The sequence below is a fragment of the Ancylobacter sp. TW_SC_1 genome (genome assembly GCF_056836805.1).
This window is the reverse complement of the sequence record NZ_CM166365.1, coordinates 4134092-4160456: the sequence shown is the minus strand read 5'-3', so window position 1 is coordinate 4160456 and position 26365 is coordinate 4134092. Positions and strand designations below refer to the sequence as shown.

The window sequence follows — 26365 nt, the reverse complement described above, 5'->3', positions numbered from 1 at the left end:
CTTGTGCAAATGGCACAAGCGGCCGGATGGAGTGTTCCACCACTCCATCCGGCCTAACCCCGAGCAAAGGATATGCCCCTATGCCCGAAGCTATCTTCCTATCTATCAGGCGGCGCCCGGCGGATGAAGCAGTCCTGTCCGTCACCGTGCGCGGCTATGCCGACGATGGCCGCCATATCGTCATCCCCAGCCCCGTTGTCATCTGCCGGCCCCGGATCGCTATCGGCGCCGCCATGCGCCTCGCCGGCATCGCGGGGGAGGTGTGACATGCTCTCGCCCCGCCAAATCGAAGCGAACAGCATCGAACCCTTCGCGATCCAGACCGGCTATCCCGTGACCACGCTCGGCGACGCCTTCCATAAACTCTCCATGGTCGCGCAATTGTTGCAGGTGGCCTTCTGCCTTGATGAGGATCACATCGCCGACGATGACACCCGTAGCGCCTATTATGGCCTTGCTGGCGGGCTGCTTCGCGGCATTTCCGATCTGGGTGAGCAGGCCGTGGAGCGCGTCCGCACCCTTGCGGACGAGGCCGAAGACCTTCGGGTGAAGCTCTACGATGCCGAGTGCCGCGCCTTTGCCTTCGAGTCCATCCTCAAACGGCACGACGCCGAGACCCATCCGCCCGCCCCTGACCTGTCGGAGCCAACGGACAACGAAGCCGAAGCGCCGCGCGTCGCTGAAGCCGGCTGATCCATCCGAGAGAGCGCAAGGGCGGGGCCGGGCCCCGCCCTTTTTCATGTCTCCATCCCGAGCAACCAATATGGATGACGACCTCAAACTCACCGTCACGGTGGACGCCGACGATTGGGAGCGGATCACCCGGCGCCAGCGCTACCTCGAAGCCGCACTCGTGCAAGCCTATCGCGGCTCCCGTCGCCTCAAGGAGTGGTTCGCGGCCTCCGAGCTGGCGGCGATGCGCCTCCCCGCCCTGCCGCGCACCCGGCAGGGCGTGTTCCGCAAGGCTCAATACGAGGAGTGGATGTACCGCACGATGGAGGGGCGCGGGGGCGAGCAGCACGAGTTTCACTTCTCGTGCCTGCCCCGCCCCGCCTTTGAGGAAATGCTGGCCCGCATCATCGGCCCGTCGCCTGAGAGCTACGCCGACGAACAGGACGTAGGGCCGGATATTCCGATACCCGTCCTGCCGCCCGCTCCTCCGAAGGCCGCGCCCGGCAACATGGCACCGGCTTGGACCCTCCCGCTTCTCCGGCTTCTCCGGCGTGAGCCGGCCGCCGATCCCGAGCGCCTGGCCGACCGTTTAGGGGAGCTCCTGCCGCCCGCCTGGGAGTGCCCAAGCCCCGCCGATGTGACCACCTTCCTGCGCCAGATCGGCCGTATTACTTGAACAACTTGAAGGCACAAAGTGACGCCGGCCGAAGCAAACCCTTCGGCCGGCATTCTCTTGCCTAGGTGCATTCATCCGAAATGCACGCACCCGCACTCTTTATCATATTGCAAAAACACTGTTTTTAATGGCTGGATCAACGTTACGGGTGCGCCGGCCCTGTGATTGTTCCCCGAGGCGAAGATAGGTTTCATCGCGAATTTCTTAGGGCAATTCAATCTAACTTTGGTCGCGAATTAGGGGAATGCCGACTTCGCACAATCCCGAAATTCAAATCAACGCCTTGTTGCAGAAACGTTTTATTAAGCAAAGCGTTATGTCTTTGCGAAACGGAGACGGGATGGCCGATTTTGGTTCGCTGTGGAAGCCACCGACGCAACAACGTTGAGCCGGTCACAGCCGCAGCAAATGTTTGATTGCATAGGGTTAGCGCGATTCCGCTTCATACGGAGTACAATCCGCCCCAGGAGCCCTTTGCGAAGCTCTGGCCATTTGATCCTTCGCGGTACGTGTCCCGGCATCCCCCGCCGAATGCTGCCTAACCCTCTGCCATTTCAGCAGTTCCCGCCCGTTCCCGTCTGTTCCCGGCAGATCACCGACTGTCCATCTGATCTTTCGCGTAACAGTTATCCCGCTGCCGAGCAGGAACAGCAGCGTCAGCGTTCCCAGCAGGCCCGCGCCGCTCTTCAGCCGGGCGGGACGGCGCGCATGCACGAGCAGCGTCTGCATCCAGCCCTTGTACCAGCGCGTGCGCTGGCGCATCCACGTCCCGAGGTGGCGCGGGGCCTCCTCGTCGGTGGTGGAGGCGATGACCGCCGTGCGCCAGCCTGCACGGGCAAGGCGCACGCCGAGATCGGCGTCTTCGGTGACATTGTAGGGGTCCCAGGCGCCGACGCCTTCGAGGGCCCCGCGCCGGAAATGGTTCGAGGTGCCGCCGAGCGGCAGCGGCAGCCGATAGGTGCCGAGCATGGGCAGGATCACGTCGAAATAGGCCGCATATTCGGCGGCGAACTGATGGGTGATCCAGCCATCAGCCAGATTGTCGATGACGAGGCACGCCTGGACGCAGCCGACGCTCTGGTTGCCCTTGGCCTGGAAGACCGTGCAGGCCTGCCGCAACTGCAGCGGATCCGGAATATCCTCGGCGTCGTAGATGCCGACCAGCGCGCCGCGCGCGAAGGGGAGGGCGGCGTTCATGGCCTTGGGTTTGGTGCGCGGACCCGTATCCGGCGAGACGATCACCTCGAAGCCGGGCCGCCGGGCATGCGTCGCAAGCGCGGCGGCGGTCTCGGCATCGTCCGGCTCGATCGCCAGCAGAACCTGCAGCCTCTCGCGCGGGTAGTCGATGGCATCCAGTGCGTTGACCAGTTGCGGGACGACCCGCGCCTCGCGATAGAGCGGCACGATCAACGTGTAGTCGGGCAGGTTGCGGTCCTCCCGCAGGGGGAGGGGTGGCGCCTGCTGCCCGACGGTGCAGGCGGTGAGCTTCAGCACGGCGCTGCCCAGCAGCATGATCGCCAGCACCGCGGCCAATATCGACGTGCCGAAGACCGAGGTCGCATTGACGGCGAGGAACAGGGCGGCGACGGCCAGGGCGGCGAAGGCGAAGAGGTGGCGCGACAGGGAGAGCGTGCCTGCCGAGACCTCGGGGTGGCGCTCACGCAGATCATAAGCCGCCCGCCAGCCGAGCTGCCTCTCGAAGCGGCGGCGGATGAAGGCGGCGAGCCGTTCGGGCGTGGTCAGGTCGAGATGGTGGCGCAGTTGCGGACGTTCCTTGAGCGTCGCTGCGAGCTGCCGGAGGCGCGAACCGCGGGCGGCCGCGACCAGCCGGCCGTCGACGCGGCGCATCAGTCCGCTGCGCAGCAGCCCGACGATGTCGTTGGGGTCGAGGCGCGAGGGGGCGGGCGACAGGACGTCGTCGAGCGGATCGAAAGCGACGCCCATCTCGCGCGCGGCGGCCTGCGCGAGGATGTCCGGTGAGGCGAGGCCGGTCGCGAGCAGGGTCTCGTCGAGGCCGACGCCGAGCCGCTTCGCCCGCCGTAGCGCGTAATGAATCTCGGCCGGGGTCAGCCGGTCGGTGAGGCTGGCGGCCTCGGCTGGAATGCCGGCCGGCGGGCCGGCCTCGTCCCGGCCGGCCATCGCCCTACGCGTCGCGGGTGTCATGCGGCGTCCCCCTCGCCTAGTCGCCACCAAGACGGTAGAAGATCGCTGCAGCGCGGCGGCAGCCGAACCAAGCGCGAGGCCAGTGTGCGGTATATTGTTCCGGTAAGTAAATCCCTGGCAGCGCGATGCGCTGCCCATGGTCTTGTCCTCGCTCTGGCCCTGGCCGGTCTTGCCGCGCCGGCTGCCGCGCAGTCCGTCGCCGCCACACCGGGGGCCGATGCAAGGGCAGGGGTCATGGTGCCGGGCTTCTGGGATCCCAAGCGCCGGCCGGAGCGGCCCGACGTCACGCGCCTGCCGACCCAGATCCGCTTCGTCACCACGGAGGATTACCCGCCCTTCAGCTTCCGCGGCGAGGATGGCCGGCCGACCGGCTTCAACGTCGACATCGCCCGCGCCATCTGCACGGAGCTGGCCATTCGCTGCACGCTGGAGATCGTGACCTTCGATGCGCTGATCGAGGCGTTGGAGAGTGGCAAGGCGGACGCCGCCATCGCCGGCATCGCCATCACGCCGGCGAGCCGCGAGCAGATCGACTTCTCCGACCGCTATTTCCGCTCGCCTGCGCGTTTCATCGCCCGGAGCGGCGATGCGGTTACGCAGGTGACGCCGGATGCGCTGGCCTCGAAGACGGTCGGCGTCGTTGCCGATACCGCGCACGAAGCCTATCTGCGCGATTTCTTCGGCGAGATCGCCATCCGCCCCTATGCCGATTCCGAAACCGTGCGCGCGGCGCTGCAGAAGGGGGAGGTCGATCTCATCTTCGGCGACGGCGTCCAGCTCGCGCTCTGGCTCAACGGTACGGCCTCGGCCAATTGCTGCGCCTTTGTCGGCGGCCCCTTCACCGAAAGCCTGTATTTCGGCGAAGGAATGGGCATCGCGGTGAAGCGGGGCAATGATGCGCTGCGCCAGTCGCTCAACTACGCCCTCGCCCAGCTCTGGGAAGAAGGGGTCTATACCGACCTCTATCTGCGCTGGTTCCCGATCAGCGTTTATTGACGCGGGCTCCCGCACTACCTAGAGCATGCCCCCGGATGCGGCATTGGCCGCGCCCGTCAGAATTTTCGTGAAGCCAAGCCCAGGAGGGCAGATCATGACGGCGACCGCTCCGGTCGAGGATTTTGCAGTCGAACTGCGCACGCTGGCGGAATCCGCCGGTGCCTGGCCGTTCGAGGAAGCCCGCAAGATCGTCGAGCGTCTGAAGCGGAAACCGAAAGACGAGGTTCTGTTCGAGACCGGCTATGGTCCCTCGGGTCTGCCGCATATCGGCACCTTCGGCGAGGTGGCGCGGACCACAATGGTGCGCCACGCCTTCCGCGTGCTCACTGAGGACAAGATCCCCACGCGCCTGCTGTGCTTCTCCGACGACATGGACGGCATGCGCAAGATTCCGGAGAACGTGCCGGATCCGGTGGCGCTGAAGCCCTATCTGCAGATGCCGCTCACCAAGGTGCCCAATCCGTTCGGTGGCGGCTTCGCGAGCTTCGGCGACCACAACAACGCGATGCTGCGGCGCTTCCTCGACACGTTCGGCTTCGACTACGAATTCGCCAGCGCGACCGAATACTACTTCTCCGGCAAGCTCGACGCGGTGCTGCTGAAGGCGGCGGAGAAGTACGACGCCATCATGGAAGTGATGCTGCCGACGCTCGGCGAGGAGCGGCAGGCGACCTATTCGCCCTTCCTGCCGATCTCGCCGGTCTCGGGCCGCGTGCTCTACGTGCCGCTGAAGAACGTGGACCCGAAGGCCGGCACCGTCACCTTCACCGACGAGGACGGGGTGGACAAGACCGTTCCCGTCACCGGCGGCCATGTGAAGCTGCAGTGGAAGCCGGATTTCGGCGCCCGCTGGGCGGCGCTCGACGTCGATTTCGAGATGTTCGGCAAGGACCACCAGACCAACGCGCCGATCTACGACCGGATCTGCGAGATTCTCGACGGCGTGGCGCCGGAGCACTTCGTCTATGAGCTGTTCCTCGACGAGAACGGCCAGAAGATCTCGAAGTCGAAGGGCAACGGCCTCACCATCGACGAGTGGCTGACCTATGCCAGCCCGGAGAGCCTGGCGCTCTACATGTTCCAGTCGCCGCGCTCGGCCAAGAAGCTGCACTTCGACGTCATCCCCAAGGCGGTGGACGAGTATTTCAACTTCCTCGCCCGCTATCCCGCGCAGGACTGGAAGAACCGGCTCGGCAACCCGGTGTGGCACATCCATTCCGGCAACCCGCCGGTGGAGGAGCTGCCGCTCAGCTTCGGCCTGCTGCTCAAGCTCGCCTCGGCCTCCAATGCCGAGGACAAGGCGGTGCTGTGGCGCTTCATCGAGCGTTACGCGCCCGGCACGTCGCCGCAGACCCACCCGACCGTCGACAAGCTCGCCGGCTATGCCGTGCGCTACTTCATCGACCGGGTGAAGCCGCGCCGCGTGTTCCGCCTGCCGGACGAGGTGGAGGCGCAGGCGCTCGCCCGGCTCGACGCGGCGCTGGCCGCGGTGGACGGGGAGGACCGCGACGCCATCCAGAATGCGGTGCTCGATGTCGGACGTGCGGAACCGCGCTATCAGGACCACAAGCGCAAGAGCCCGACGGGCGGGCCGGGCGTGTCGTTCCTCTGGTTCAGCGCGCTCTACGAGCTGCTGCTCGGCGAGAAGGAAGGCCCGCGTTTCGGCGGCTTCGTCGCCGCCTATGGCATCCCGGAGACGCGCGCGCTGATCGCGCGGGCGCTGGCCGGGGAACTGACCACGGGCGCCGTGTAAGCGCTAATCCAGTACCGGCCGCGACGATTTCACGGAACGTCGATTTCAGGAACATCGGGCGCGGCCGGAGGCGGCAAGAATGGCAAAGCGACGTAAAGGGCATATCGACCTCAAGGTCGACGATCCCCAGCAATTGCTCGACATGCTCGACCCGTTCCCCTTCCGCGAGAGGGGGATCGACAGCGAGGTCGACGACTATATCTGCGAGCATGCCGACGACGTGGCGCCGGACGCGCCGCTGTCCATCGCGATCCACCTGCCGGCCACCATGCAGGCGACCGAGCTCGGCCAGGGGTTGCCGGGGATCATGACGCGCCATTTCGCGCGTCAGGTCGAGCGGCGCAGCAACGAGCTCGACAAGCTGTTCTCCATGGGCCGCAAGGCGCTGCTGGTCGGCCTCCTCGTGCTGGCGCTCTGCCTTCTGGTCGGCCAGTCGCTGGTCAATCTCTTTCCGGACTCGCGCCTCGCCCAGGTGGCGATGGAAGGCCTCGTCATCCTCGGCTGGGTGGCGAACTGGCGGCCGATGGAGATCTTCCTGTTCGACTGGTGGCCGCTGGTGCAGGAGCGCCGGCTCTACCGTCGCCTCGCCCGCGCCGACGTCAAGGTGGTGCCGTACGAGCCGGCCTGACTTCCGCCCCGGCGTCGGCCGGCCTAGGCTGGTGCAAAAGCCGGGAGGACGCCATGGCCCAGGATCACGACCACACGCACGACGACAGCACGCACCACCATCCTGACGCGCATCCGCAGGGCGGGCGCTGGAAGCACGATGGCGTACGCGTCATCAAGGGCGACCGGCTCGATCCCAACACGGCGCAGACGCCGGGCATGTTCCGGCAGGCGGCGATCAACCATGCCCGCGTCGGCGCGCAGAAGATCTGGGCCGGCACGGTGACGATCCAGCCCAACGCCAGGACCGGCGTCCACCATCACGGCGAGCTGGAGAGCGTGATCTATGTGGTGCGCGGGCGCGCGCGCATGCGCTGGGGCGACCGGCTGGAATATGTCGCCGAGGCGGAGGCGGGCGATTTCATCTTCGTCCCGCCCTTCGTGCCGCATCAGGAGATCAACGCCGATCCCGACCAGCCGCTCGACTGCGTGCTGGTGCGCTCCGACAACGAGGCGGTGGTGGTGAACATCACTGATGTCGATCCGGTGGAGAAGCCGGAGGCGGTCTACTGGGTCGATGCGATCCACAAGGCGCCGGAATAGGCGCCGCCCTCATTCCACCGAGCGGGCGGCCAGCGCCTTGTCGCGCAGCGCGCTGAGCGAAGTGGTGGGCGAGATCGCCTCGGGATCGAGCTTCACATGCACGATAGCCGGCACCCCGGCGGCGAAGGCGGCGTCGAGGGCGGGGACGAACTGCGCATCCGTCTCCACCGTCACGCCGAAGCCGCCGAAGGCGCGGGCATAGGCGGCGAAGTCGGGATTCCTCAGCGCCGTGCCGAAGACGCGCGTGGGATGTTCGCGTTCCTGATGCATGCGGATGGTGCCGTACATGCCGTTGTCGATCACCACGGCGACGATGGCCGCGCCATATTGCAGCGCGGTGGCGAACTCCTGCCCTGTCATCAGGAAGTCGCCATCGCCGCACACCGCGACGACGGTCTTGCCGGGATGGGAGAGCTTGGCGGCGACGGCGGCGGGCAGGCCGTAGCCCATCGAGCCGGAGGTCGGGGCAAGCTGGGTGCCGTAGGCGCGGAAATGATGGAACCGGTGCACCCAGATGGCGAAGTTGCCGGCGCCGTTGCATACCACCGTGTCCTCGGGCAGGGCGCGCAGGTAATGCACCAGCGTCGCCATCTGCACCGCGCCGGGATTGGCCGGCGGCGCCTCGGTCCAGGCGAGATAGTCGGCGCGGGCTTCCGCGCGCCAGTCGCGCCAGGCCAGTTCCTGCGGCGGCTGCACGCCTTCAAGCGCGGCGGCGAAGGCGCTGGACGAGGCGTTGATCGCCAGCGCCGGCTGGTAGACGCGGCCGAGTTCGTCCGGGTCGGCATGCACATGCACCAAGGGCACGCCGGGATCGGGAATGCCGAACAGGCTGTAGCCCTGCGAGGGCACCTCCCCGAGCCTCCCGCCGGCGAGGATGACGAGGTCGGCCCGCTTGAGCCGCGTGATCAGCCGCGGATTGACGGAGAAGCCGACATCGCCGACGAAGCAGTCATGATCGGCGGGAAACAGCATCTGCCGGCGGAAGCTCACCGCCACCGGCAGGTCGAAGCGTTCGGCGAAGCGCGCCACGGAGGCAACGGCCTTCTCGTTCCAGCGCGTGCCGCCGAGGATCATCACCGGCCGCTTCGCCGCCCACAGCAGGCGCTGCAGCCGCATCATGTCGGTCAGGCCCGGCCAGGTCTCGGCCGGCTCCACCGGCGGGGCGTCCGGCACCTCAGCGATTTCGCTCAGCATGTCCTCGGGCAGGGCAATGACCACCGGGCCGGGCCGGCCCTGCATGGCGACGCGGAAGGCGCGTGCGACGATCTCGGGGATGCGCACCGCCTCGTCGATCTCCACCGCCCATTTGGCGAGCGGGCCGAAGGCGGCGCGGTAGTCGACCTCCTGGAACGCCTCGCGCCCGCGCATGGAGCGCGCGATCTGGCCGACGAACAGGATCATCGGCGTCGAATCCTGCTGCGCGATATGCACGCCCGCGCTGGCATTGGTCGAACCCGGCCCGCGCGTGACGAAGCAGATGCCGGGCCGCCCGGTGAGCTTGCCGCAGGCTTCCGCCATCATCGCCGCGCCGCTCTCCTGCCGGCAGACGACGAACTCGACATCGGTGTCGGCGAAAGCGTCGAGCACGTCGAGATAGCTTTCGCCCGGCACGCCGAAGGCGCGGGTCACGCCATTTGCGAGCAGGGCATCGACGAGGATGCGGGCGCCGGTGCGGGGAGTGGAGGAAGCGGGGGAGGAGGTCATGATCGTGGCACGGAACTCGAGGCGGAGGAGGCCGGCACTCTAGAACACGCGCCGATCAGATTGCACCGCAAACTGATCGGACGACGCGTTCTCCATTGCCGATTGCGCGACGGGTTCGGAACGCGCCTGACGCCACCTCACAAGAAGCCGATCCAGCGCCCCGCGATCAGCACGGCAAGCCACAGCAGGGCGGAGGCCGCCGCCGACAGGCGCACGCTCGCTCCGACCCGCCGGCCGGCGAGCGCCTGCCGATAGGCGGGATTGGCGTGCTGGACGCCGATATTCACCAGTGCGGCCGCGAGCAGGCCGAGCTTGATCTGGAAGGCGGGGTTCCCGGCATAGTCGGCCGGACGCACGGTGAAGAGCCACAGGCCGGTCAGCACCGCCAGCCCGGCACCGACGGCCGCCACGCGCGCATTGAGCGGCCCGATCACCACCAGCGGCACCTGGCGCAGGCCACCGAGCAGGCGCAGATCCAGCACGAGGACGGAGCCGAGAAGCAGCGCTATGCCGAGCAGATGGGCCGCGTTGACGAACAGATAGGCGACCCAGGACGCGCGCAGCCAGCCGGCGCCGGGCCACCCGCCGAGCACGGCCAGAAGGTGCGACGCTCCCTCCATGGCGGCTTCAATTGCTGCCGATCCGATCCGGGTACAGGTCGTAATTCTTGCCTGCGATCGTGATGCGCACGGCCTTCATATGGGCTTTCGACGCGTCACGGTTGCGATTGCCCAGCACGGTTATGGCGTCGCCCGGCTTGGCGGTGTCGCCGGTGAAGCCGGAACCGGCAGTCTGGCGGGGATTGCCCAGATCGACCTGCCAGAGCGTGCCGTCATTCGCGGTGACCTGCAGCGAGGGGTGCGGCGGCGCCATGGAGATGGTCTTGATCGTGCCCTCCAGCGTCATCTGCTGGCTCTCGGCCCAGCTCCATCCGTGATGGGCCAGGGCCGGGGCAGAGACTGCGAGGAATGCGGCAAGACCGGCGCCGACGACGGCGCGGCGGGATTTCGGACGCATCGTGACGGGCATGGAACGGCTCCTGTCGTTACGGAAGTCGTTCCAGACTATGGCGCGCCGCGGCGGCAGGGCGACCCGTCCGCCGCTCACATCTGCGCCAGCGGGGTGGAGGAGGGCGCACCCGCAGGCGTCTTCCCGGCCGCAGCGAAGCGGAGAGCGGGGATCGCTCTCCGTTCTGGCCGCGATCCCGGATCGGCCTCCGGCCGTCCGGGATGACGAGGTATGGCAGGCGTGTCGCGTGGCGAAGGTGTGGGAAGCGTGGCGTTTACACGTCCACGCTCGCCCGCAGGGCGTTGTCCTGGATGAACTCGCGGCGCGGTTCGACCACGTCGCCCATCAGGCGGTTGAACAGGTCGTCGGCGTCGGCGACTTCCTTCACCTTCACCTGCAGCAGCGAACGGGCGTTGACGTCGAGCGTCGTTTCCCAGAGCTGCTCGGCGTTCATTTCGCCCAGGCCTTTGTAGCGCTGCAGCGAGATGCCCTTGCGGCCGGCGTCGGTGACGACGTCGAACAGGTCCATCGGGCCGTAGACCACCGTTTCCAGCGCCTTGCGGCGCATCGTGGCGGGGGCGGCGTGCACCTCCTGCAGGTCGGCGGCGAGGGCGTCGAGACGGCGCGCCTCGGCGGAGGCGACGAAGGCGGCGTCGAGCACCGCGACCTCCTTCACGCCACGTACCGTGCGCGTGAAGCGGAAGCCGGCGCCGTCCGCCTCGCCCATCCAGCCGCGTTCGGTATCGTCGGCGACGATATCGAGGCGCCGCGCCACCAGAGTGGCGACTTCCGCGGCGCGTTCCTCTTCGATGAGGAGGCCCTGCGTGAAGGCGCCACCGATCGCCGCCTGCTCCACCACCGCGCGGTTGTAGCGCGGGTGCAGGCCGTTCATCACATGGCGGAACGAGCGGGCGCTCTCCAGCACATGGTGCAGGTCGCCGCCGGCGCGCACCTCGCCGGAGGCGAGCAGCAGCGAGGCCTCGTCGAGGCCTTGATTGGTCAGGTAGTCCTCGAGCGAGCGTTCGTCCTTCAGATACTGCTCGGACTTGCCGCGCGTGACCTTATAGAGCGGCGGCTGGGCGATGTAGATGTGACCACGGTCCAGCAGTTCTGGCATCTGCCGGAAGAAGAAGGTCAGCAGCAGGGTGCGGATGTGGGAACCGTCCACGTCCGCGTCCGTCATGATGATGATCTTGTGGTAGCGCAGCTTGTCGACGTTGAAGTCGTCGCGGCCGATGCCGGTGCCGAGCGCGGTGATCAGCGTGCCGATCTGCTCGGAGGAGAGCATCTTGTCGAAGCGGGCGCGCTCGACGTTCAGGATCTTGCCGCGCAGCGGCAGGATGGCCTGGAAGGCGCGGTTGCGGCCCATCTTGGCCGAGCCGCCGGCCGAGTCGCCCTCGACGATGAACAGCTCGGACTTGGCGGGATCGCGCTCCTGGCAGTCGGCGAGCTTGCCGGGCAGCGAGGCGACGTCGAGCGGGTTCTTGCGGCGGGTGAGTTCGCGCGCCTTGCGCGCCGCCTCGCGGGCGGCGGCGGCCTCGACCACCTTGGTGACGAGCGACTTGCTCTCCGCCGGATGCTCCTCCAGCCAGGAGCCGAGCGCCTCGTTCACCAGGGCTTCGACCACCGGTCGCACCTCGGAGGAGACCAGCTTGTCCTTGGTCTGCGAGGAGAATTTCGGGTCCGGCACCTTCACCGAGAGCACGGCGGTCAGGCCCTCGCGGCAATCCTCGCCGGTCGGGTCCACCTTTTCCTTCTTGGCGATGCCCGAGCGCTCAGAATAGCCGATGATCTGGCGCGTCAGCGCGGCGGCGAAGCCGGTGAAATGCGTGCCGCGATCGCGCTGCGGGATGTTGTTGGTGAAGCAGAGCACGTTCTCATGGTAGCTGTCGTTCCACGACAGCGCGCATTCCACCATGATGCCGTCGCGCTCGGCGCGGATCACGATGGGCTTCGGCAGCAGCGCCTGCTTGGAGCGGTCGAGATACTGCACGAAGGCCTCGACGCCGCCCTCATACATCATTTCCTCGCGCTTCACCTCGGCGTGGCGCGCGTCGGTCAGCACTATGCGCACGCCGGAATTGAGGAAGGCGAGCTCGCGCAGCCGGTGTTCCAGCGTGGCGTAGTCGAATTCGATGTGGGTGAAGGTGTTCGGGCTCGGCACGAAGGTCACCATCGTGCCGCGCCGGCCTTCCGGCGCCGGACCCTTCACGGCCAGCGGCGCCTCGGCGTCGCCGTGGCGGAAGCGCATATGGTGCTCCAGCCCGTTGCGCCAGATGGTCAGGTCGAGCGTGGTGGAGAGCGCGTTCACCACCGAGACGCCCACGCCGTGCAGGCCGCCGGAGACCTTGTAGGAGTTCTGGTTGAACTTACCGCCGGCGTGCAGCTGGGTCATGATGACCTCGGCCGCCGACACGCCCTCCTCGTCGTGGATGTCGGTCGGGATGCCGCGGCCATTGTCGGTCACGGTGACCGAGCCTTCGGCGTTGAGCGTCACCGTCACCTCGTCGGCATAGCCGGCGAGTGCCTCGTCGATGGCATTGTCGACCACCTCGTAGACCATGTGGTGCAGGCCCGAGCCGTCGTCGGTGTCGCCGATATACATGCCCGGGCGCTTGCGCACCGCGTCGAGCCCGCGCAGCACCTGAATCGACTGCGCGCCATAATCCTCCCCGTTGGAAGCGGGGGCGGGGGCGTTGTCGGGCTCGGCCATGGATGCAGCTCTTCGAATCGTTTGAATTGACAGAGATTTATAGCGCAGTCGCGCGGTTATTTCGTGGCGACAAGCACGGCCGCTCCCGCCATGGCGGTACCGCAGGCGCGGTTGATCAATTTCACGCCGCGCGCGCTGGCGGCGAGGTGCCGCGCGCGGTGCGCGAGCATCACATAGCCGCCGAACACCAGCGAGAGTACCACCGAGATGACCCCGCACAGCTCGGTAAAGCCGAGCACGGTCAGGTGGTTGAGGTCGACGATACTCGGCAGCAGGGCGAGGTAGAAGGCCATCGCCTTGGGATTGCCGAGCGTCATGCCGAGGCCGGTGAGGAACAGGCCGGTGCGCGAATCCGCCTCGCGGATCTCGGCGGCCTCCGCCGGACGGGCAGGCGCCGTCCACAGTTTCCAAGCGAGATGAATGAGATAAGCGGCCGCGGCGAGGCGCACGAGAAAGAACAGCGAGCCGAGCGCGGCAGCCAGCGCCGCCAGCCCGAGCGCGGCGGCGGCGAGCCACACCATGTCGCCGAGCACGATGCCGGCGACCAGCGGGCCGGCGCCCTGCCGGCCACGCACCAGCGTGCGCGCGACGAGCGCGATCACGCTCGGCCCGGGCGAGGCGGCAGCCAGGGCCAGGGCGGCGGCGAAGACGATGAGATCGATGATGGCCATGGTGCCCTCACGTGCGCGCAAGCGCGCCGCGCGCGCGAGATGCCTAGCTAATGCTTTCGAGGTCGGCTTTCAAGGCGTGCCCGGACGCTCAGGGCGCGGGCAGCTGCGATATGTGGCCGGGGGTCACGGCGAACCGCTCCGCCTTCCCCCCGAGGGCGGCGAAGGCGGAAGGGTCGGCGCCGGTCATCCACACCTGCCCGCCGAGTGCATCGAGCGCCGCGAACAGCGCCGCGCGGCGGTCGGGATCAAGGTAGGCGACGACGTCATCGAGCAGCATCACCGGTGCCATGCCGGCCATTTCGCCCACCAGCCGGGCATGGGCCAGCGCAAGGCCGATCAGCAGCGCCTTCTGCTCGCCGGTGGAGCCCTGCGCGGCGGGAATCGCCTTGGGGCCGTGGCCGACGAGGAGATCGGTCAGGTGCGGTCCCTCCAGCGTGCGCCCTGCCGCTCGGTCACGCGGCCGGCCTGCCCGTAGGGCGAGCCGGTACTGGTCCTCGACAGTGGTCGCCGGTTCGCGTGCCAGGGCGCGTTCGACCTCGCCCTCCAGCGCCACCGTCGCCCAAGGGAAGGGCGAGGTGTCGTCGCGGCCATGGTCGCGCCCCTGGGCGATGCCGGCGGCGAGGCGGCGCACGGTCTCCATCCTTGCTGCGGCGACCGCCACGGCGAGGGCGGCGAGTTCCTGCTCGACAGCGTCGAGATAGCGCGGATCGGTGGAGGTCTCCTCCAGCAGGCGGTTGCGCGCGCGCAGCGCCCGCTCCAGCGCGTTGACGCGCGCGCCGTGCTCGGCGTCGACCGCCAGCACCAGCCGGTCGAGAAAACGCCGACGCTCCGCGGGCGGGCCGGTGAACAGCCCGTCCATTTCCGGCGTCAGCCACACCACGCGCACATGGTCGGCGAAGGCGGCGGCCGAGCCGACCGGCTCGCCGTCGATGCGGCAGCGGCGCGAGCGCGCCTCGCCTTCCGCCTCGACGCCGGTGCCCAGCGTGACCTCGCCATAGGCGCCATCGACCACGGCCGACACCGCCCAGCCTCCCGCCTGCGTACCGTCGGGGGCGCGCGCGGCGAACTGGTCGAGGCTGGCGCGCCTGAGCCCGCGCCCCGGCGCCAGCAGCGAGATGGCCTCGAGCAGATTGGTCTTGCCGGCGCCGTTAGGTCCGACCAGCACCACCGGGCCGTCGCCGGCCTTCACGTCGGCAGCGTGGTAGCTGCGGAATTCCGTCAGCCGCAGGCGGGCGATGCGCCCTACGGAAATCGTGCGTGGGTTCACACGCGCATCGGCATCAGCACATAGAGCGCGCCGCGCTTGTCCGGATCCTGCACCAGCGTGGGTGAGCCGGGATCGGCAAGCTTCAGCTCGGCCGTGCCGCCTTCGATCTGCGAGGTGATGTCGAGCAGGTAGCGGCTGTTGAAGCCGATATCGATAGGCTCGGCGGCGTATTCGACCTCGATCTCCTCGGTCGCGCTGCCCGAATCCGGGTTGGTGACGGAAAGGGTCAGCTTGCCATCGGCGATGGAGAGCTTCACCGCCCGGCCGCGCTCGCTCGCCACCGTCGAGACGCGGTCGACCGCCGAGGCGAAGTCCGCCTTGTCGACGATCAGCGTCTTGTCGTTGCCGAGCGGGATGACGCGGCCATAGTCCGGGAAGGTGCCGTCGATCAGCTTGGAGGTCAGCACCACGCGGTCGAGCGAGACGCGGATCTTGGCGGTGGAGAGTTCCACCGTCACCTCGGCGTCGGCATTCTCGGCGAGGCGCTGGATCTCGGCGACCGCCTTGCGCGGCACGATGACGCCGGGCATGCCGGTGGCGCCCGCCGGGGCTGCCGTCTGCGCCTGGGCGAGGCGGTGGCCGTCGGTCGCGACCGCGCGCAGCACCGGGCCGCCGGCGTCGGCGACGTGCAGATAGATGCCGTTGAGATAGTAGCGGGTCTCTTCGGTCGAGATGGCGAATTGGGTCTTGTCGACAAGCCGCTTCAGCTCGCCGGCCGGCAGGGTGAAGCTGTGCGTCATCTCGCCGGCGGCGAGGTCGGGGAACTCGGTCTCGGGCAGGGTCTGCAGCGCGAAGCGCGAGCGGCCGGCGCGCACGGTCAGCGTGCCGCGGTCGCCGGAGGTCTCTATCTGCACCTGCGCACCTTCGGGCAGCTTGCGCACGATCTCGTAGATCGTGTGCGCCGGCACCGTCGTGGCGCCCTCCTGCTGCACTTCGGCGGGGATCGTCTCGACGATCTCGATGTCGAGGTCGGTGGCGCGCAGCGCCAGCCCGCGCGGATCGCTGCGCATCAAGACGTTGGCGAGGATCGGAATGGTGTTGCGCCGCTCGACGACACGATGGACGTGGGCCAGAGACTTGAGCAACTCGGCCCGCTCGACGGTGACCTTCATGGCCGCGACACCCGTGGCTTTAGGAGAAGAGGAACGCGCACGGAGCGCCGCCGACACGGGCGTCGCCCGGCAACGCGCCCCGGGCGGACGGCGCGGGCGCGCCGCCGGGGGCGTCGACATTGCCGTCGGTGGCGCGCCAACGCAAGCGGCGCACCCGTCGGATGCGCCGAATTAGTGGGGAAATCTACGGTAATCACGGGGAAAACGCCGCCGCGCGGCGCCTTCCCCCGGCCCGGCGCTATTCGTCGTTGACCAGACGCTTGAGCGTCTCGACCTCTTCGGCCAGCACGCGGTCGGTGCCGACAAGGCCGTCGATCTTGCGCACCGCGTGCAGCACGGTGGTGTGGTCGCGACCACCGAAGCGCCGGCCGATCTCGGGCAGCGAGCGCAGGGTGAGCGTCTTGGCGAGATACATCGCGATCTGGCGCGGCTTCACCACATTGGCGGTGCGGCGCTGCGAGAGGATATCGGCACGGCTCACATTGTAGTGCTTGGCGACGATGCGCAGGATGTCGTCGACGCGCACCCGCTTGGGTTCGGTGGAGCGCACGAGGTCGCGTACGGCGGTCTCGGCCATTTCCAGCGTGATGGCGCGGGAGGTGAGCTGGTTGTGCGCCAGCAGCCGGTTCAGCGCGCCGTCGAGGTCGCGGCCGTTCTGTCCGCAATTGCGGGCGATGAAGTTCAGCACGTCCGGCGGGACGCTGAAGCCGGGATGCTGCTGGGCGAGCATGGCGACGCGGGCCGCGAGGATTTCAAGCTTCAGTTCCTCGTCGAGCGGCGCGATCTCGACCACGAGGCCGCCGGCGAGGCGCGAGCGCACGCGCTCTTCCAGCGCGTCGAGCTCGGTCGGCGGACGGTCGGCGGCGATCACCACCTGGCGGCCGGAATCCATCAGCGCATTGAGCGTGTGGCAGAACTCCTGCTGGACGCTCTTGCCCTGCAGGAACTGCAGGTCGTCGATGATCAGCGTGTCGATGCCGCGCAGCTGGTCCTTGAAGGCGAGGGCCGACTGGCTCTTCAGCGCGGCGACGAAGCCGTACATGAAGCGCTCGGCAGTGAGATAGACGACGCGGCGGCCATTGTCGGTGCCGGCGGCGGCGATGGCCTGCAGAAGATGCGTCTTGCCGAGGCCGACCGCGGCATGGAGATAAAGCGGATTGAACACCGGGCCACTGCCGGCGGGAGCGTCGGCGACCTTGCGCGCCGCCGCATGGGCGAGGCGGTTGGAATCGCCGAGGCGATAGGTCGCGAAGGTCAGGCGCGCGTCGAGCGGCGAGCCGTTCGACACTTCCGCGGAGGTGGCGGTCGCCGCGACCGAGGCGGCGGATTCCGTGGCGGGCGCACGCGTCACGGCCGATACGACGGTGCGGACCGGCGTCGTCACCGCGCCCGGTGCACGCATCACCGCCGTGCGGACGATCAATTCGACACGGTCCGTCGAGCCCTCTTCCTGCCATAGCGCGGCCAGCCGCTCGACGTAATGCTGCTGAATCCAGGTCTTCAGGAAGCGCGTCGGGACCGACAGGCGCACCAGGCCACTGTCGATGCCGTCGAGTTCGAGGCGGGGAAACCAGCTCGAATAGACTTCCTCGCCGATCTCGGCGCGCAGTCGTCGGCGGACCCGATCCCACGCTTCACGCGCCTCGACGTCCAAACCCGCGCGCGCTCCGGCCCGGGCTGCCGCACCGGAAAACTGACCCTGACTGGAGGATTCGAGGCCATCTGATTTGAACATGTTCGCTCCGCGCTTCTTATGCGGTTGTTGGGACACACGAAGGAAGCATCCCCTCGGCAATGTCCGCTGGTGCGAACATCCGGGTCGGATACCCTTCGATGCGAATGGAGTGGCTGTCGGTTCAGCGCGGGTCGTCTGTCAATCGCTCGGCGATGTCACTAGACGACCGACGTCATGGCCTCAACCGGGAGGGCCCGCGATGGCCGGGGGCTCGGAGGGAACGCATCGCAACTGAGGGTCCAGATTCTGGTCGTCGCAGATCCGCACAGCAACCGCCAAAGCGATCATGCAATCTGGGCGCGCACCCTCTCGTGCGCTCGTTCGCGTCGTCATAGCAGCCCCTTTGCGGCAAGATCATTGCCGCCCTAAGTAGTCTTCGTTTTTTTGATGAAACTAGAAATTCACAACGCCAGGGATCACGCAGACAAGAGCTTCTCAAAAGAGCCGTGTCATTTCACGAGAAACGGCACAAATTCAGCGAGGTGGGGAAATCAATACAACACACAGTGCCCCCCTCATGTTGAAATGAGTAGTTCTAAAACTCAACTTTTCGCTGAGGTGTCCGGCGGAACCGGATGAACACAACATACACAGGGGACCCCCGCCACGCAACGCCATAGGCACGCCAGAGGGGGGCTTTGGGGTGCTCCGGAGGCTGATTCGGCCGCCCAAAAAAGAGCCATCAGTCGGCAAATCTCTGAGTCGCTTGCAAGATTCTGTGGTGGGAAATGATGGGTCTTTCCTCAGCTATTTTTCCCCACCCCACCCCCTGCCGGGCATGGGGCGCACCGATTCGAAAGGGAGTGTCGAGGGTGGGGGGTATCCCAATGAAACATATACGTTATTTCTGCGCGGCCGATCTCTGTCGCCTGCTGTAAAACGGGCCGGGAGGGCTGCTTCGCGAGGGGAGGGTGAGTCAAGGGCCGAGAGCCGTGTTTGGCCGCGGCGTCTGGCCTCGTTCAGCATATGTGACAGTTTTGCAACTGGCTGTCGGATGGGTCTGCTGCGTTCCGGCCGGCCGGCGCCGCACCGACCGGCAGCGCGCTGGCGAAATGCGAAAAGCCCGGCACGATGGCCGGGCTTTACGTAGCTGTCGGTTGTATTCTTCTGGCTTGCGATCAGGCGCCGAGCTTGGCGAGACGCTGGGCCAGACGCGAGACCTTGCGCGAGGCCGTGTTCTTGTGGATCACGCCCTTCTGGGCAGCGCGCATGATCTCCGGCTCGGCGACCTTGAAGGCCACGCCGGCGGCATCACGATTGCCGGTGGCGAGAGCCTCTTCAAGCTTGCGCACGAACGTACGCATCCGCGAGCGGCGGTTCTTGTTGATCTCCGTGCGGCGCTCAATCTTGCGAGCCGCCTTCTTAGCGGAGGGCGTATTGGCCATCGGCCGTCCTCTTCGTCGTCGCAGGAACGGTGAACGCCGCTCGTGCCGGAATCTGGTTGCAAAAGATAAAGCGGGGCAGACCCGGAGGAGCCCCGCGCGAGTGGCGGGCTTATAGTCGTGGGGCGCCGTCGCGTCAATATGCTAGGCGCGCCGGCTTGCCCGGGACGACTGGTTAATTGTTCCTGAACGAGGCCCCGCGCTTCTCCGCGAAGGCTGCCATGCCTTCCTTCTGGTCGGCGGTGGCGAACAGCGCCTGGAACAGGCGGCGCTCGAATCGGATGCCTTCGGCGAGGGTCGTCTCGAAGGCGCGGTTGACGCTTTCCTTCGCCATCATCACCGAGGGGAGGGAGAGGTCGGCGATGGTCCCGGCGACCTTCATCGCCTCGTCCTTGAGCTGCGCCAGGGGCACGACGCGCGAGACGAGGCCGTAGCGGTCCGCCTCCTCGGCGGTGAGGGTGCGTCCGGTCAGGCACATCTCCATTGCCTTGGCCTTGCCGATGGCGCGGGTGAGGCGCTGCGAGCCACCGGCGCCGGGCATGATGCCGAGCTGGATCTCGGGCTGGCCGAAGCGGGCATTGTCGGCGGCCAGGATGATGTCGCACATCATGGCGATCTCGCATCCGCCGCCGAGCGCGTAGCCCGCCACCGCGGCGACCACCGGCTTGCGGCAGCGCGACAGCCTTTCCCAACTGGTGATGAAGTCGTCGGTATAGGTTGCCGGGAAGAGCAGCGGCTGCATTTCCTTGATGTCGGCGCCGGCGGCGAAGGCGCGATCCGAGCCGGTGAGGACGATGCAGCCTATGTCGGCATCCGCCTCGAAGCCGTCCAGCGCCGTGCCGAGTTCGGCGATCAGCGCCGCGTTCAGCGCATTGAGCGCCTTCGGGCGGTTGAGGGTGATGACGCCGACGCGTCCGTTGGTCTCGACGAGGATGTTGTCGTACGCCATGGCGCGCCGTCTCCTATCGGGGGGGCAAGATTGTCGCGGGCAGAATTATCGCTGGCAGGCGGCACAGTAAAAGGTGGAGCGCCCGCTCTGCACAAGCCGGGCGATGGTTCCCCGGCAGCCCGGCGCGAGGCAGGCATCGCCCTCGCGGTCATAGGCGCGGAAGGTGTGCTGGAAATAGCCGAGCGTGCCGTCGACCTGGGCATGGTCGCGCAGTGTCGAGCCGCCGGCGGCGATCGCCTCCTGAAGCACCAGCCGGATCGTCTCGACGAGGCGGCGCGCGGCGGCGTTCGGCCGGCCCGACGCGGTCACGAGGGTGGCGGCCTGCCGCTCGGGCGAGAGGCCGGCGCGGTGCAGCGCCTCGCACACATAGATGTTGCCGAGCCCGGCGACGACCTTCTGGTCGAGCAGGGCGGCCTTCAGCGGCGTCCGCCGTCCGGCGAGGGCGCGGGCAAGCCGTTCGGCATCGAACGCCGCGCCGAGCGGCTCCGGCCCCATGTCGCGGAACAGCGGATGGGCGTCGATCCCGGCGCGGGGCACCAGCAGCATGGCGCCGAAGCGGCGGGGATCGTTGTAGACCACCTCGACGCCGCCCTCGAGGCGGAACGCCACATGGTCGTGCGCGGCGGCCTTCGAGCGAGCCATCACGAAATCGCCCGGCGTCTCCGGCACGCCCGCCTCCGGCTCGATGCGGAACGAGCCGGACATGCCCAGATGCATGACCAGCACCTCGTCCGCGCCGCTCCCGTCCGGGCCGACATCGGCCAGCAGGTATTTCCCGCGGCGATCGAGCTTGAGGATGCGCCGTCCGGTCAGGCGGTCGGCGAATCGCTCGGGCAGCGGCCAGCGCAGGTCCGGCCGGCGCGCGACGGCGGCGAGGATGGTCCGTCCCTCCATCACGGGGGAAAGCCCCCGGCGAACGGTTTCGACTTCAGGCAGCTCGGGCATGGCCGGGCGGACCTCGCAGGAGTGACAAGACGGACAGGCGTGACGAGAGTGAAGCGCGTCAGGGCAGTATATGGGTCTCGCGCAGGAAGTCCGCGAGTTCGGGCGCGGTGCGGAAGCGATGGCCCCGCAGTCCGGCGGCGATGGCGCCGGCGATGTTGGCGGGCTTGTCGTCGATCATCGCTGCCTCGGTCGGCGCGACGCCGTACAGTGACGCGACACCTTTATATATAGCCGGCGCGGGTTTCTTGTCGCCGAACTCGGCGGCGACGTGCATGGCGGGTCCGAACAGCGCCCGCAGTTCGGGCACGAGCACGTCGAAGTGCTCCTTCATGATGTGCCCGTTATTGGTCAGCAGCGCGATCGGCACACGCTCGCCCGCCTCCCGCGCCAAGGCCAGCACCTGCCTGTCGAGGGTCATGGCGAGCGCGCGGGTGCGCAGCCATTCCGGCCGGCCGAAGGGCACGCCCAGCGCCTGCGAGATGGCTGCGAGATAGGCATCGGGAGCCAGCCGGCCAAGGTCGGAGGCATCCTCGATGCCGCTGGCCCAGACGAGGCGCTCGACATCGGCGGCGGACAGCCCCGCAAGCGCGCCCATGGCGGCGCGACGCGCCTCCACATCATAGCGCAGGAGCACGTCGTCCATGTCGAAGATGACAAGGCGGGGCGGGGCGATGCCGAGGGGTGGGGCGGTCACGGGCGCCTCCTCACGGGAGCGCGTCGAAGCCTTCGCCGAAACCCTTCAGGCTGAGCGGAATGCCGATGCCTTCCTCCGGCGTCTGGAAGACGATGAAGGTGGCGTTCTGCCCGCTGCGCAGCTGGCTGATCAGCTTGTCGTCCATCACGACCTCGGCGACGCAGCCATTGGGCACGCAGCGCACGAAGCCGGCACGACCGACATCGGCATTGTCAATCTTCAGGCCGAGGCCGGAGGGCAGCAGCACGCCGAGCGGCGCCAGCACGCGAAGCAGCCGGCTCTTCTGGTCGGCCGTCTTCAGCACGATCACGGTCAGGCCGACATTGGGCCGGTCGTCCGCCTGCACGCTCTGCAGCAGCACGCACTGCTCGGACTGGGCGCCGGGAGGGGTGTCGCAGCGGATCTGCCATTCGCCATGAACCGAGCGCACGACGCCCTGCGCCGCCGCTCCGTCGATGCTGGCAACAAGGGCTGCGACGGCGATCACCGCGAAAAAGGCTGAACGGAGTGCCGTGAAGCCGGGCATGGCTGTCTCCCGAAAAGTGTCGTCCGCTATGTCTTCTAAAGAATCGCCGGCCGGGGACAAGGCGAATCGTGCCGTTATCCCGAACGGGCCCGTCAGGCAGGGGCGGTAGAACGCCTCAGAGCGATGTCAAGAATGCGGCAATGTAGCACTCCCTGGAGATAGAACGGTTCCAGGCACCCGACGTCATGTCGCAGGAGGAGCGACCGGGTGGCGCGTTGCTCAGGGGTTCTTTTTGTGTTTGATGAAGATCAAATGCCACTGGCCCGACACGCGATCGCCATCGCCATGTCCGGGTCACGGGGGAGCTGATGGGAGTGACGTTCGCGATGAATTCCTGGATCCGCAACGCTGTGCGCACGGCCGCCGGCCTTGCCGGGGGGGTCATGCTGGCGCTGGCTGGTACGGGGGCCGCGCTCGCGGGTACCGGGCAGCCGTCGCCGTGGCAGATCAATCTGCAGGGGGCTGCCTCTCCGGTGATGGAGAGCATTCACTCCTTCCACTTCTTCCTGCTGGCGATCATCATCGCCGTCGTCCTGCTGGTGCTCGTGCTGCTGGTCGTGGTGATGGTGCGGTTCAACGAGAAGGCCAATCCGGTGCCTTCGCGGACCACGCACAACACGCTGATCGAGGTGCTGTGGACCGTCGTCCCGGTGCTGATCCTGGTGGCGATCGCGATCCCGTCCTTCCGGCTGCTGTTCCTGCAGCTCGACCTGCCGAAGGCGGACATCACCGTGAAGGTGACGGGCCACCAGTGGTACTGGTCCTACGAATACCCCGACAACGGTGCCTTCAGCTTCGACAGCCTGATGGTGGCCACCGCCGACCTGCAGCCCGGCCAGCCGCGCCTGCTCGCCGTCGACAACGAGGTCGTGGTGCCGGTCAACAAGGTCGTGCGCGTCCAGGTCACGGCGGCCGACGTCATCCATTCCTTCGCCCTGCCGTCCTTCGGCGTGAAGATCGACGCCCTGCCGGGCCGCCTGAACGAGAGCTGGTTCCAGGCGACCAAGGAGGGCGTCTATTACGGGCAGTGCTCCGAGCTCTGCGGAAAGGACCACGCCTTCATGCCGATCGCTATCCGGGTGGTGAGCGAGGGCGAGTTCGCCGCCTGGGTCGAGAAGGCGAAGCAGGAATTCGCGGCGGCGGATGCGCCGGCGCGTGTCGCGCAGAGCGAGTCGACGGGCGTCGCGGCGCGCTGAGAGTGCCGGTTCGGCGTATCGAGATTTCGAAGCGTCTGTAAGGGCGCGAATGAGGGACGGTTCTATGGCAAACGCAGCCGGTCACGCGGGCGATCCGACGGGTTGGAAGCGCTGGGTCTACTCGACCAACAACAAGGACATCGGCGTGATGTACCTGATCTTCGCGATCGTCGCGGGGATCGTGGGCGGCATCCTCTCGATCGGCATCCGCATGGAGCTGCAGGAGCCGGGGATGCAGATCTTCTCGGATCCGCAGACCTTCAACGTGTTCACCACCGGCCACGGCCTCATCATGATCTTCTTCATGGTGATGCCGGCGATGATCGGCGGCTACGGCAACTACTTCATCCCGCTGATGATCGGTGCGCCGGACACCGCCTTCCCGCGCATCAACAACGTCGCCTTCTGGCTGCTGCCGCCGTCCTTCGCGCTGGCGATCCTGTCGCTGTTCGTTGAAGGCGCGGCCGGCTCCAACGGCTTCGGCGGCGGCTGGACGATCTATCCCCCGCTGTCCTCCAAGCTCGGCCATCCCGGCCCCGCGATGGATCTGCTGATCCTGTCGCTGCATCTGGCCGGCGCATCCTCGATCCTCGGCGCGATCAACCTGATCACGACGATCCTGAACATGCGCGCCCCGGGCATGACGCTGCACAAGATGCCGCTCTTCGCCTGGTCGCAGCTGGTCACCGCCTTCCTGCTGCTGCTGTCGCTGCCGGTGCTCGCGGGCGCCATCACCATGCTGCTGACGGATCGCAATTTCGGTACCACCTTCTTCGATCCGGCCGGCGGCGGCGATCCGATCCTGTTCCAGCACCTGTTCTGGTTCTTCGGTCACCCCGAAGTGTACATCCTGATCCTGCCGGGCTTCGGCATCGTCTCGCACATCGTGTCGACCTTCTCCAAGAAGCCCATCTTCGGCTATCTCGGTATGGCCTACGCCATGGTCGCGATCGGCGTCGTCGGCTTCGTCGTGTGGGCGCACCACATGTACACGGTCGGCCTGTCCTCCTCGACGCAGGCCTATTTCGTCGCCGCGACGATGATCATCGCGGTGCCGACGGGCGTGAAGATCTTCTCCTGGATCGCCACGATGTGGGGCGGTTCGATCTCCATGCGCGTGCCGATGCTCTGGGCGATCGGCTTCATCTTCCTGTTCACGGTCGGCGGCGTCACCGGCGTCGTCCTCTCGAACGCCGGCATCGACCGCTCGCTGCACGACACCTATTACGTGGTGGCCCACTTCCACTACGTGCTGTCGCTCGGCGCCGTGTTCGCCATCTTCGCCGGCTGGTACTACTGGGCGCCGAAGATGTTCGGCTACATGTACAGCGAGACGATCGGCAAGGTTCACTTCTGGCTGACCTTCATCGGCGTGAACCTCGTGTTCTTCCCGCAGCACTTCCTCGGCCTCGCCGGCATGCCGCGCCGCTATGCGGACTATCCGGACGCCTTCGCCGGGTGGAACTTCGTCTCCTCGATCGGCTCCTACATCTCGGGCTTCGCGGTGCTGGTGTTCCTGTTCGGCATCTGGCGCATGTTCGCGGCCAAGGTTCCGGCCGGCGCCAATCCGTGGGGCGAGGGGGCGACCACGCTGGAGTGGACGCTGAGCTCCCCGCCGCCCTTCCACCATTTCGACGTCCTGCCCAAGATCAAGTGATCGGCCGGACGATCCAGGAAAAGGCCCGGCGCGATTTCGATCGCGCCGGTTTCGTAAAGGGGGCAGGAGGCCGGTTGCCGGCCGCCGCCCGGAGCATCGGCCGGGCCGGTCGTCGAGACGACCTCCGCCGGCAGGGGACGCATCGCCGCGCGGCGATGCCGGAGTGAATTCATGAGCGACGTCGCCTCGCGCGAATACGAGCTGAGCCGGACCGAGCCGCGCGCGCTCGACATGCCGTCCTATGCCTCGGTCTCGGACTATGTCGCGCTGCTCAAGCCGCGCGTCATGTCGCTGGTGATCTTCACCGCGCTGGTCGGCATCGTGCGCGCTCCCGCCGAGGTGCATCCGGTCATCGCCTTCACCGCGCTGCTGTGCATCGCCATCGGCGCGGGCGCCTCGGGCGCGCTCAACATGTGGTGGGACGCCGACATCGACGCGGTGATGAGCCGCACGCGCCGTCGCCCGATCCCGGCCGGCCACGTCACCCCCGGCGAGGCGCTGGCCTTCGGCATCACCCTGTCGATCGGCTCGGTGCTGGTGCTCGGCCTTCTGGTCAACGAGCTTTCCGCCGCGCTGCTGGCCTTCACCATCTTCTTCTACGCCGTCGTCTACACGATGTGGCTGAAGCGTTCGACGCCGCAGAACATCGTCATTGGCGGCGCCGCCGGCGCCTTCCCGCCCATGGTGGGCTGGGCGGCGGCGTCCGGCGGCATCGGCCTGGAGAGCGTGCTGCTCTTCCTCATCATCTTCTTCTGGACGCCGCCGCATTTCTGGGCGCTGGCGCTCTACAAGTCCGGTGATTACGAGCGCGCTGGCGTGCCGATGCTCCCCGTCGTCGCCGGCCAGGCGGAGACGCGCCGCCAGATCCTGCTCTACACGCTGCTCCTCGTGCCGCTGGCCATGTCGCCCTTCTTCTTGGGCATGGCCGGGCTGGCCTATGGCGTCGTGTCGGGCGTGGCGGGCGCGCTCATGCTGCTGCTTGCCGTCCAGGTCTATCGCCGCCGCGAGGGCGCGCCCGCGGAACTCGCGGCGCGGCGCCTGTTCGGCTTCTCGATCCTTTATCTTTTTCTGCTCTTCGCGGTCCTCCTCGTGGAGGCGGTCGCGCCGGCCTGGTTCGGGCTGTGAGCGCATGCTGGCGAGGGTGCAGATGAGCGACGACAACAAGGTGCCGAAGCCGCCGGAAATCGAGGGCGTGGTGCTCACCGAAGAGCAGAAGCGCCGCCGGCGCGCGCGCTCCGTCGCCATCGCGCTGGTGCTCGCGGCGCTGTGCGTGCTGTTCTATGTCGTCACCATTGTGAAGCTCGGCCCCGCCGTGCTCATCCGGCCACTGTGAGGTT

The 26365-nt window shown here is 67.5% G+C and carries 25 protein-coding genes; 11 read left to right on the top strand and 14 right to left on the bottom strand.

Features of this window, described 5'->3' with window-relative positions; genetic code table 11:
* Nucleotides 1-80: 80 nt before the first annotated feature.
* From AC1PZ7_RS19645 to AC1PZ7_RS19635, 3 genes are all read left to right on the top strand, one after another.
* Nucleotides 81-266, top strand: a complete 186-nt coding sequence (locus AC1PZ7_RS19645) for a hypothetical protein (protein ID WP_482356864.1) — start codon at nucleotides 81-83, stop codon at nucleotides 264-266.
* A gap of 1 nt (nucleotide 267) precedes the next feature.
* Nucleotides 268-693, top strand: a complete 426-nt coding sequence (locus AC1PZ7_RS19640) for a hypothetical protein (protein ID WP_482356863.1) — start codon at nucleotides 268-270, stop codon at nucleotides 691-693.
* Nucleotides 694-763: 70 nt separating this feature from the next.
* Entirely contained in the window at nucleotides 764-1348 is a 585-nt protein-coding gene (locus AC1PZ7_RS19635; protein ID WP_482356862.1) for a DNA-binding protein, read from the top strand.
* A 426-nt stretch (nucleotides 1349-1774) separates the two neighbouring features.
* Here AC1PZ7_RS19635 and AC1PZ7_RS19630 read toward each other — a convergent pair whose 3' ends face one another.
* Nucleotides 1775-3511: a glycosyltransferase gene (locus AC1PZ7_RS19630; protein WP_482356861.1), complete on the bottom strand. Its 1737-nt coding sequence runs from the start codon at nucleotides 3509-3511 to the stop codon at nucleotides 1775-1777.
* A 234-nt stretch (nucleotides 3512-3745) separates the two neighbouring features.
* Here AC1PZ7_RS19630 and AC1PZ7_RS19625 point away from each other — a divergent pair, with 234 nt between their 5' ends.
* The 4 genes from AC1PZ7_RS19625 (at nucleotide 3746) to AC1PZ7_RS19610 (ending at nucleotide 7469) form a co-directional block, all read left to right on the top strand.
* The gene (locus AC1PZ7_RS19625; RefSeq protein ID WP_482356860.1) at nucleotides 3746-4507 is read left to right on the top strand and encodes a transporter substrate-binding domain-containing protein; all 762 of its coding nucleotides are present in this window, start codon (nucleotides 3746-3748) and stop codon (nucleotides 4505-4507) included.
* Between the two features lie 94 nt (nucleotides 4508-4601).
* On the top strand, nucleotides 4602-6260 hold the full coding sequence (locus AC1PZ7_RS19620; RefSeq protein WP_482356859.1) for a lysine--tRNA ligase: 1659 nt from the start codon (nucleotides 4602-4604) through the stop codon (nucleotides 6258-6260).
* 79 nt (nucleotides 6261-6339) lie between these two features.
* A complete protein-coding gene (locus AC1PZ7_RS19615) occupies nucleotides 6340-6888 on the top strand; it encodes a hypothetical protein (RefSeq protein WP_482356858.1) in 549 nt (182 codons plus the stop codon).
* Nucleotides 6889-6941: 53 nt separating this feature from the next.
* Complete coding sequence (locus tag AC1PZ7_RS19610) at nucleotides 6942-7469, top strand: cupin domain-containing protein (protein ID WP_482356857.1); 528 nt, start codon at nucleotides 6942-6944, stop codon at nucleotides 7467-7469.
* A 9-nt stretch (nucleotides 7470-7478) separates the two neighbouring features.
* Here AC1PZ7_RS19610 and AC1PZ7_RS19605 read toward each other — a convergent pair whose 3' ends face one another.
* The 13 genes from AC1PZ7_RS19605 to AC1PZ7_RS19545 all read right to left on the bottom strand — a co-directional run bounded on the left by AC1PZ7_RS19605 (nucleotide 7479) and on the right by AC1PZ7_RS19545 (nucleotide 22175).
* Nucleotides 7479-9173: a thiamine pyrophosphate-binding protein gene (locus AC1PZ7_RS19605; RefSeq protein ID WP_482356856.1), complete on the bottom strand. Its 1695-nt coding sequence runs from the start codon at nucleotides 9171-9173 to the stop codon at nucleotides 7479-7481.
* A gap of 137 nt (nucleotides 9174-9310) precedes the next feature.
* The gene (locus AC1PZ7_RS19600) at nucleotides 9311-9793 is read right to left on the bottom strand and encodes a DUF6644 family protein (RefSeq protein WP_482356855.1); all 483 of its coding nucleotides are present in this window, start codon (nucleotides 9791-9793) and stop codon (nucleotides 9311-9313) included.
* Nucleotides 9794-9800: 7 nt separating this feature from the next.
* The gene (locus AC1PZ7_RS19595) at nucleotides 9801-10202 is read right to left on the bottom strand and encodes a DUF6152 family protein (protein ID WP_482356854.1); all 402 of its coding nucleotides are present in this window, start codon (nucleotides 10200-10202) and stop codon (nucleotides 9801-9803) included.
* 253 nt (nucleotides 10203-10455) lie between these two features.
* A complete protein-coding gene (gene gyrB / locus AC1PZ7_RS19590) occupies nucleotides 10456-12894 on the bottom strand; it encodes a DNA topoisomerase (ATP-hydrolyzing) subunit B (RefSeq protein WP_482356853.1) in 2439 nt (812 codons plus the stop codon).
* 56 nt (nucleotides 12895-12950) lie between these two features.
* Nucleotides 12951-13565 carry a LysE family translocator gene (locus AC1PZ7_RS19585; protein WP_482356852.1) on the bottom strand — a complete coding sequence of 205 codons (615 nt, stop codon included), beginning with the start codon at nucleotides 13563-13565 and terminating at the stop codon, nucleotides 12951-12953.
* Nucleotides 13566-13653: 88 nt separating this feature from the next.
* Complete coding sequence (recF, locus tag AC1PZ7_RS19580) at nucleotides 13654-14817, bottom strand: DNA replication/repair protein RecF (protein ID WP_482359687.1); 1164 nt, start codon at nucleotides 14815-14817, stop codon at nucleotides 13654-13656.
* Between the two features lie 11 nt (nucleotides 14818-14828).
* On the bottom strand, nucleotides 14829-15944 hold the full coding sequence (gene dnaN / locus AC1PZ7_RS19575) for a DNA polymerase III subunit beta (RefSeq protein WP_482356851.1): 1116 nt from the start codon (nucleotides 15942-15944) through the stop codon (nucleotides 14829-14831).
* Nucleotides 15945-16182: 238 nt separating this feature from the next.
* Nucleotides 16183-17598 (bottom strand): chromosomal replication initiator protein DnaA, encoded by a 1416-nt coding sequence (dnaA, locus tag AC1PZ7_RS19570; RefSeq protein WP_482359686.1) that lies wholly within the window; start codon nucleotides 17596-17598, stop codon nucleotides 16183-16185.
* A gap of 1199 nt (nucleotides 17599-18797) precedes the next feature.
* Complete coding sequence (gene rpsT / locus AC1PZ7_RS19565; protein ID WP_482356850.1) at nucleotides 18798-19064, bottom strand: 30S ribosomal protein S20; 267 nt, start codon at nucleotides 19062-19064, stop codon at nucleotides 18798-18800.
* Nucleotides 19065-19236: 172 nt separating this feature from the next.
* On the bottom strand, nucleotides 19237-20010 hold the full coding sequence (locus AC1PZ7_RS19560; RefSeq protein ID WP_482356849.1) for an enoyl-CoA hydratase: 774 nt from the start codon (nucleotides 20008-20010) through the stop codon (nucleotides 19237-19239).
* Nucleotides 20011-20055: 45 nt separating this feature from the next.
* Nucleotides 20056-20955, bottom strand: coding sequence for a bifunctional DNA-formamidopyrimidine glycosylase/DNA-(apurinic or apyrimidinic site) lyase (gene mutM, locus AC1PZ7_RS19555; RefSeq protein ID WP_482356848.1), 900 nt, complete (start codon nucleotides 20953-20955; stop codon nucleotides 20056-20058).
* A 58-nt stretch (nucleotides 20956-21013) separates the two neighbouring features.
* On the bottom strand, nucleotides 21014-21649 hold the full coding sequence (locus AC1PZ7_RS19550; protein WP_482356847.1) for an HAD-IA family hydrolase: 636 nt from the start codon (nucleotides 21647-21649) through the stop codon (nucleotides 21014-21016).
* A gap of 10 nt (nucleotides 21650-21659) precedes the next feature.
* Nucleotides 21660-22175 (bottom strand): invasion associated locus B family protein, encoded by a 516-nt coding sequence (locus AC1PZ7_RS19545; protein ID WP_482356846.1) that lies wholly within the window; start codon nucleotides 22173-22175, stop codon nucleotides 21660-21662.
* A 326-nt stretch (nucleotides 22176-22501) separates the two neighbouring features.
* Between AC1PZ7_RS19545 and coxB the strand changes: the two genes are divergently transcribed.
* The 4 genes from coxB to AC1PZ7_RS19525 all read left to right on the top strand — a co-directional run bounded on the left by coxB (nucleotide 22502) and on the right by AC1PZ7_RS19525 (nucleotide 26361).
* Nucleotides 22502-23371 (top strand): cytochrome c oxidase subunit II, encoded by an 870-nt coding sequence (coxB, locus tag AC1PZ7_RS19540; RefSeq protein WP_482359685.1) that lies wholly within the window; start codon nucleotides 22502-22504, stop codon nucleotides 23369-23371.
* Nucleotides 23372-23435: 64 nt separating this feature from the next.
* Nucleotides 23436-25028 carry a cytochrome c oxidase subunit I gene (gene ctaD, locus AC1PZ7_RS19535; RefSeq protein ID WP_482356845.1) on the top strand — a complete coding sequence of 531 codons (1593 nt, stop codon included), beginning with the start codon at nucleotides 23436-23438 and terminating at the stop codon, nucleotides 25026-25028.
* A 171-nt stretch (nucleotides 25029-25199) separates the two neighbouring features.
* Nucleotides 25200-26153 (top strand): heme o synthase, encoded by a 954-nt coding sequence (locus AC1PZ7_RS19530; protein ID WP_482356844.1) that lies wholly within the window; start codon nucleotides 25200-25202, stop codon nucleotides 26151-26153.
* 22 nt (nucleotides 26154-26175) lie between these two features.
* Nucleotides 26176-26361, top strand: a complete 186-nt coding sequence (locus tag AC1PZ7_RS19525) for a hypothetical protein (protein WP_482356843.1) — start codon at nucleotides 26176-26178, stop codon at nucleotides 26359-26361.
* Nucleotides 26362-26365 lie beyond the last annotated feature (4 nt).

Coding starts and splice junctions, on each gene's coding strand:
- AC1PZ7_RS19645 (WP_482356864.1), top strand. CDS start 81: ATGCCCGAAGCTATCTTCCTATCTATCAGGCGGCGCCCGGCGGATGAA.
- AC1PZ7_RS19640 (WP_482356863.1), top strand. CDS start 268: ATGCTCTCGCCCCGCCAAATCGAAGCGAACAGCATCGAACCCTTCGCG.
- AC1PZ7_RS19635 (WP_482356862.1), top strand. CDS start 764: ATGGATGACGACCTCAAACTCACCGTCACGGTGGACGCCGACGATTGG.
- AC1PZ7_RS19630 (WP_482356861.1), bottom strand. CDS start 3,511: ATGACACCCGCGACGCGTAGGGCGATGGCCGGCCGGGACGAGGCCGGC.
- AC1PZ7_RS19625 (WP_482356860.1), top strand. CDS start 3,746: ATGGTGCCGGGCTTCTGGGATCCCAAGCGCCGGCCGGAGCGGCCCGAC.
- AC1PZ7_RS19620 (WP_482356859.1), top strand. CDS start 4,602: ATGACGGCGACCGCTCCGGTCGAGGATTTTGCAGTCGAACTGCGCACG.
- AC1PZ7_RS19615 (WP_482356858.1), top strand. CDS start 6,340: ATGGCAAAGCGACGTAAAGGGCATATCGACCTCAAGGTCGACGATCCC.
- AC1PZ7_RS19610 (WP_482356857.1), top strand. CDS start 6,942: ATGGCCCAGGATCACGACCACACGCACGACGACAGCACGCACCACCAT.
- AC1PZ7_RS19605 (WP_482356856.1), bottom strand. CDS start 9,173: ATGACCTCCTCCCCCGCTTCCTCCACTCCCCGCACCGGCGCCCGCATC.
- AC1PZ7_RS19600 (WP_482356855.1), bottom strand. CDS start 9,793: ATGGAGGGAGCGTCGCACCTTCTGGCCGTGCTCGGCGGGTGGCCCGGC.
- AC1PZ7_RS19595 (WP_482356854.1), bottom strand. CDS start 10,202: ATGCCCGTCACGATGCGTCCGAAATCCCGCCGCGCCGTCGTCGGCGCC.
- gyrB (WP_482356853.1), bottom strand. CDS start 12,894: ATGGCCGAGCCCGACAACGCCCCCGCCCCCGCTTCCAACGGGGAGGAT.
- AC1PZ7_RS19585 (WP_482356852.1), bottom strand. CDS start 13,565: ATGGCCATCATCGATCTCATCGTCTTCGCCGCCGCCCTGGCCCTGGCT.
- dnaN (WP_482356851.1), bottom strand. CDS start 15,944: ATGAAGGTCACCGTCGAGCGGGCCGAGTTGCTCAAGTCTCTGGCCCAC.
- rpsT (WP_482356850.1), bottom strand. CDS start 19,064: ATGGCCAATACGCCCTCCGCTAAGAAGGCGGCTCGCAAGATTGAGCGC.
- AC1PZ7_RS19560 (WP_482356849.1), bottom strand. CDS start 20,010: ATGGCGTACGACAACATCCTCGTCGAGACCAACGGACGCGTCGGCGTC.
- mutM (WP_482356848.1), bottom strand. CDS start 20,955: ATGCCCGAGCTGCCTGAAGTCGAAACCGTTCGCCGGGGGCTTTCCCCC.
- AC1PZ7_RS19545 (WP_482356846.1), bottom strand. CDS start 22,175: ATGCCCGGCTTCACGGCACTCCGTTCAGCCTTTTTCGCGGTGATCGCC.
- coxB (WP_482359685.1), top strand. CDS start 22,502: ATGAATTCCTGGATCCGCAACGCTGTGCGCACGGCCGCCGGCCTTGCC.
- ctaD (WP_482356845.1), top strand. CDS start 23,436: ATGGCAAACGCAGCCGGTCACGCGGGCGATCCGACGGGTTGGAAGCGC.
- AC1PZ7_RS19530 (WP_482356844.1), top strand. CDS start 25,200: ATGAGCGACGTCGCCTCGCGCGAATACGAGCTGAGCCGGACCGAGCCG.
- AC1PZ7_RS19525 (WP_482356843.1), top strand. CDS start 26,176: ATGAGCGACGACAACAAGGTGCCGAAGCCGCCGGAAATCGAGGGCGTG.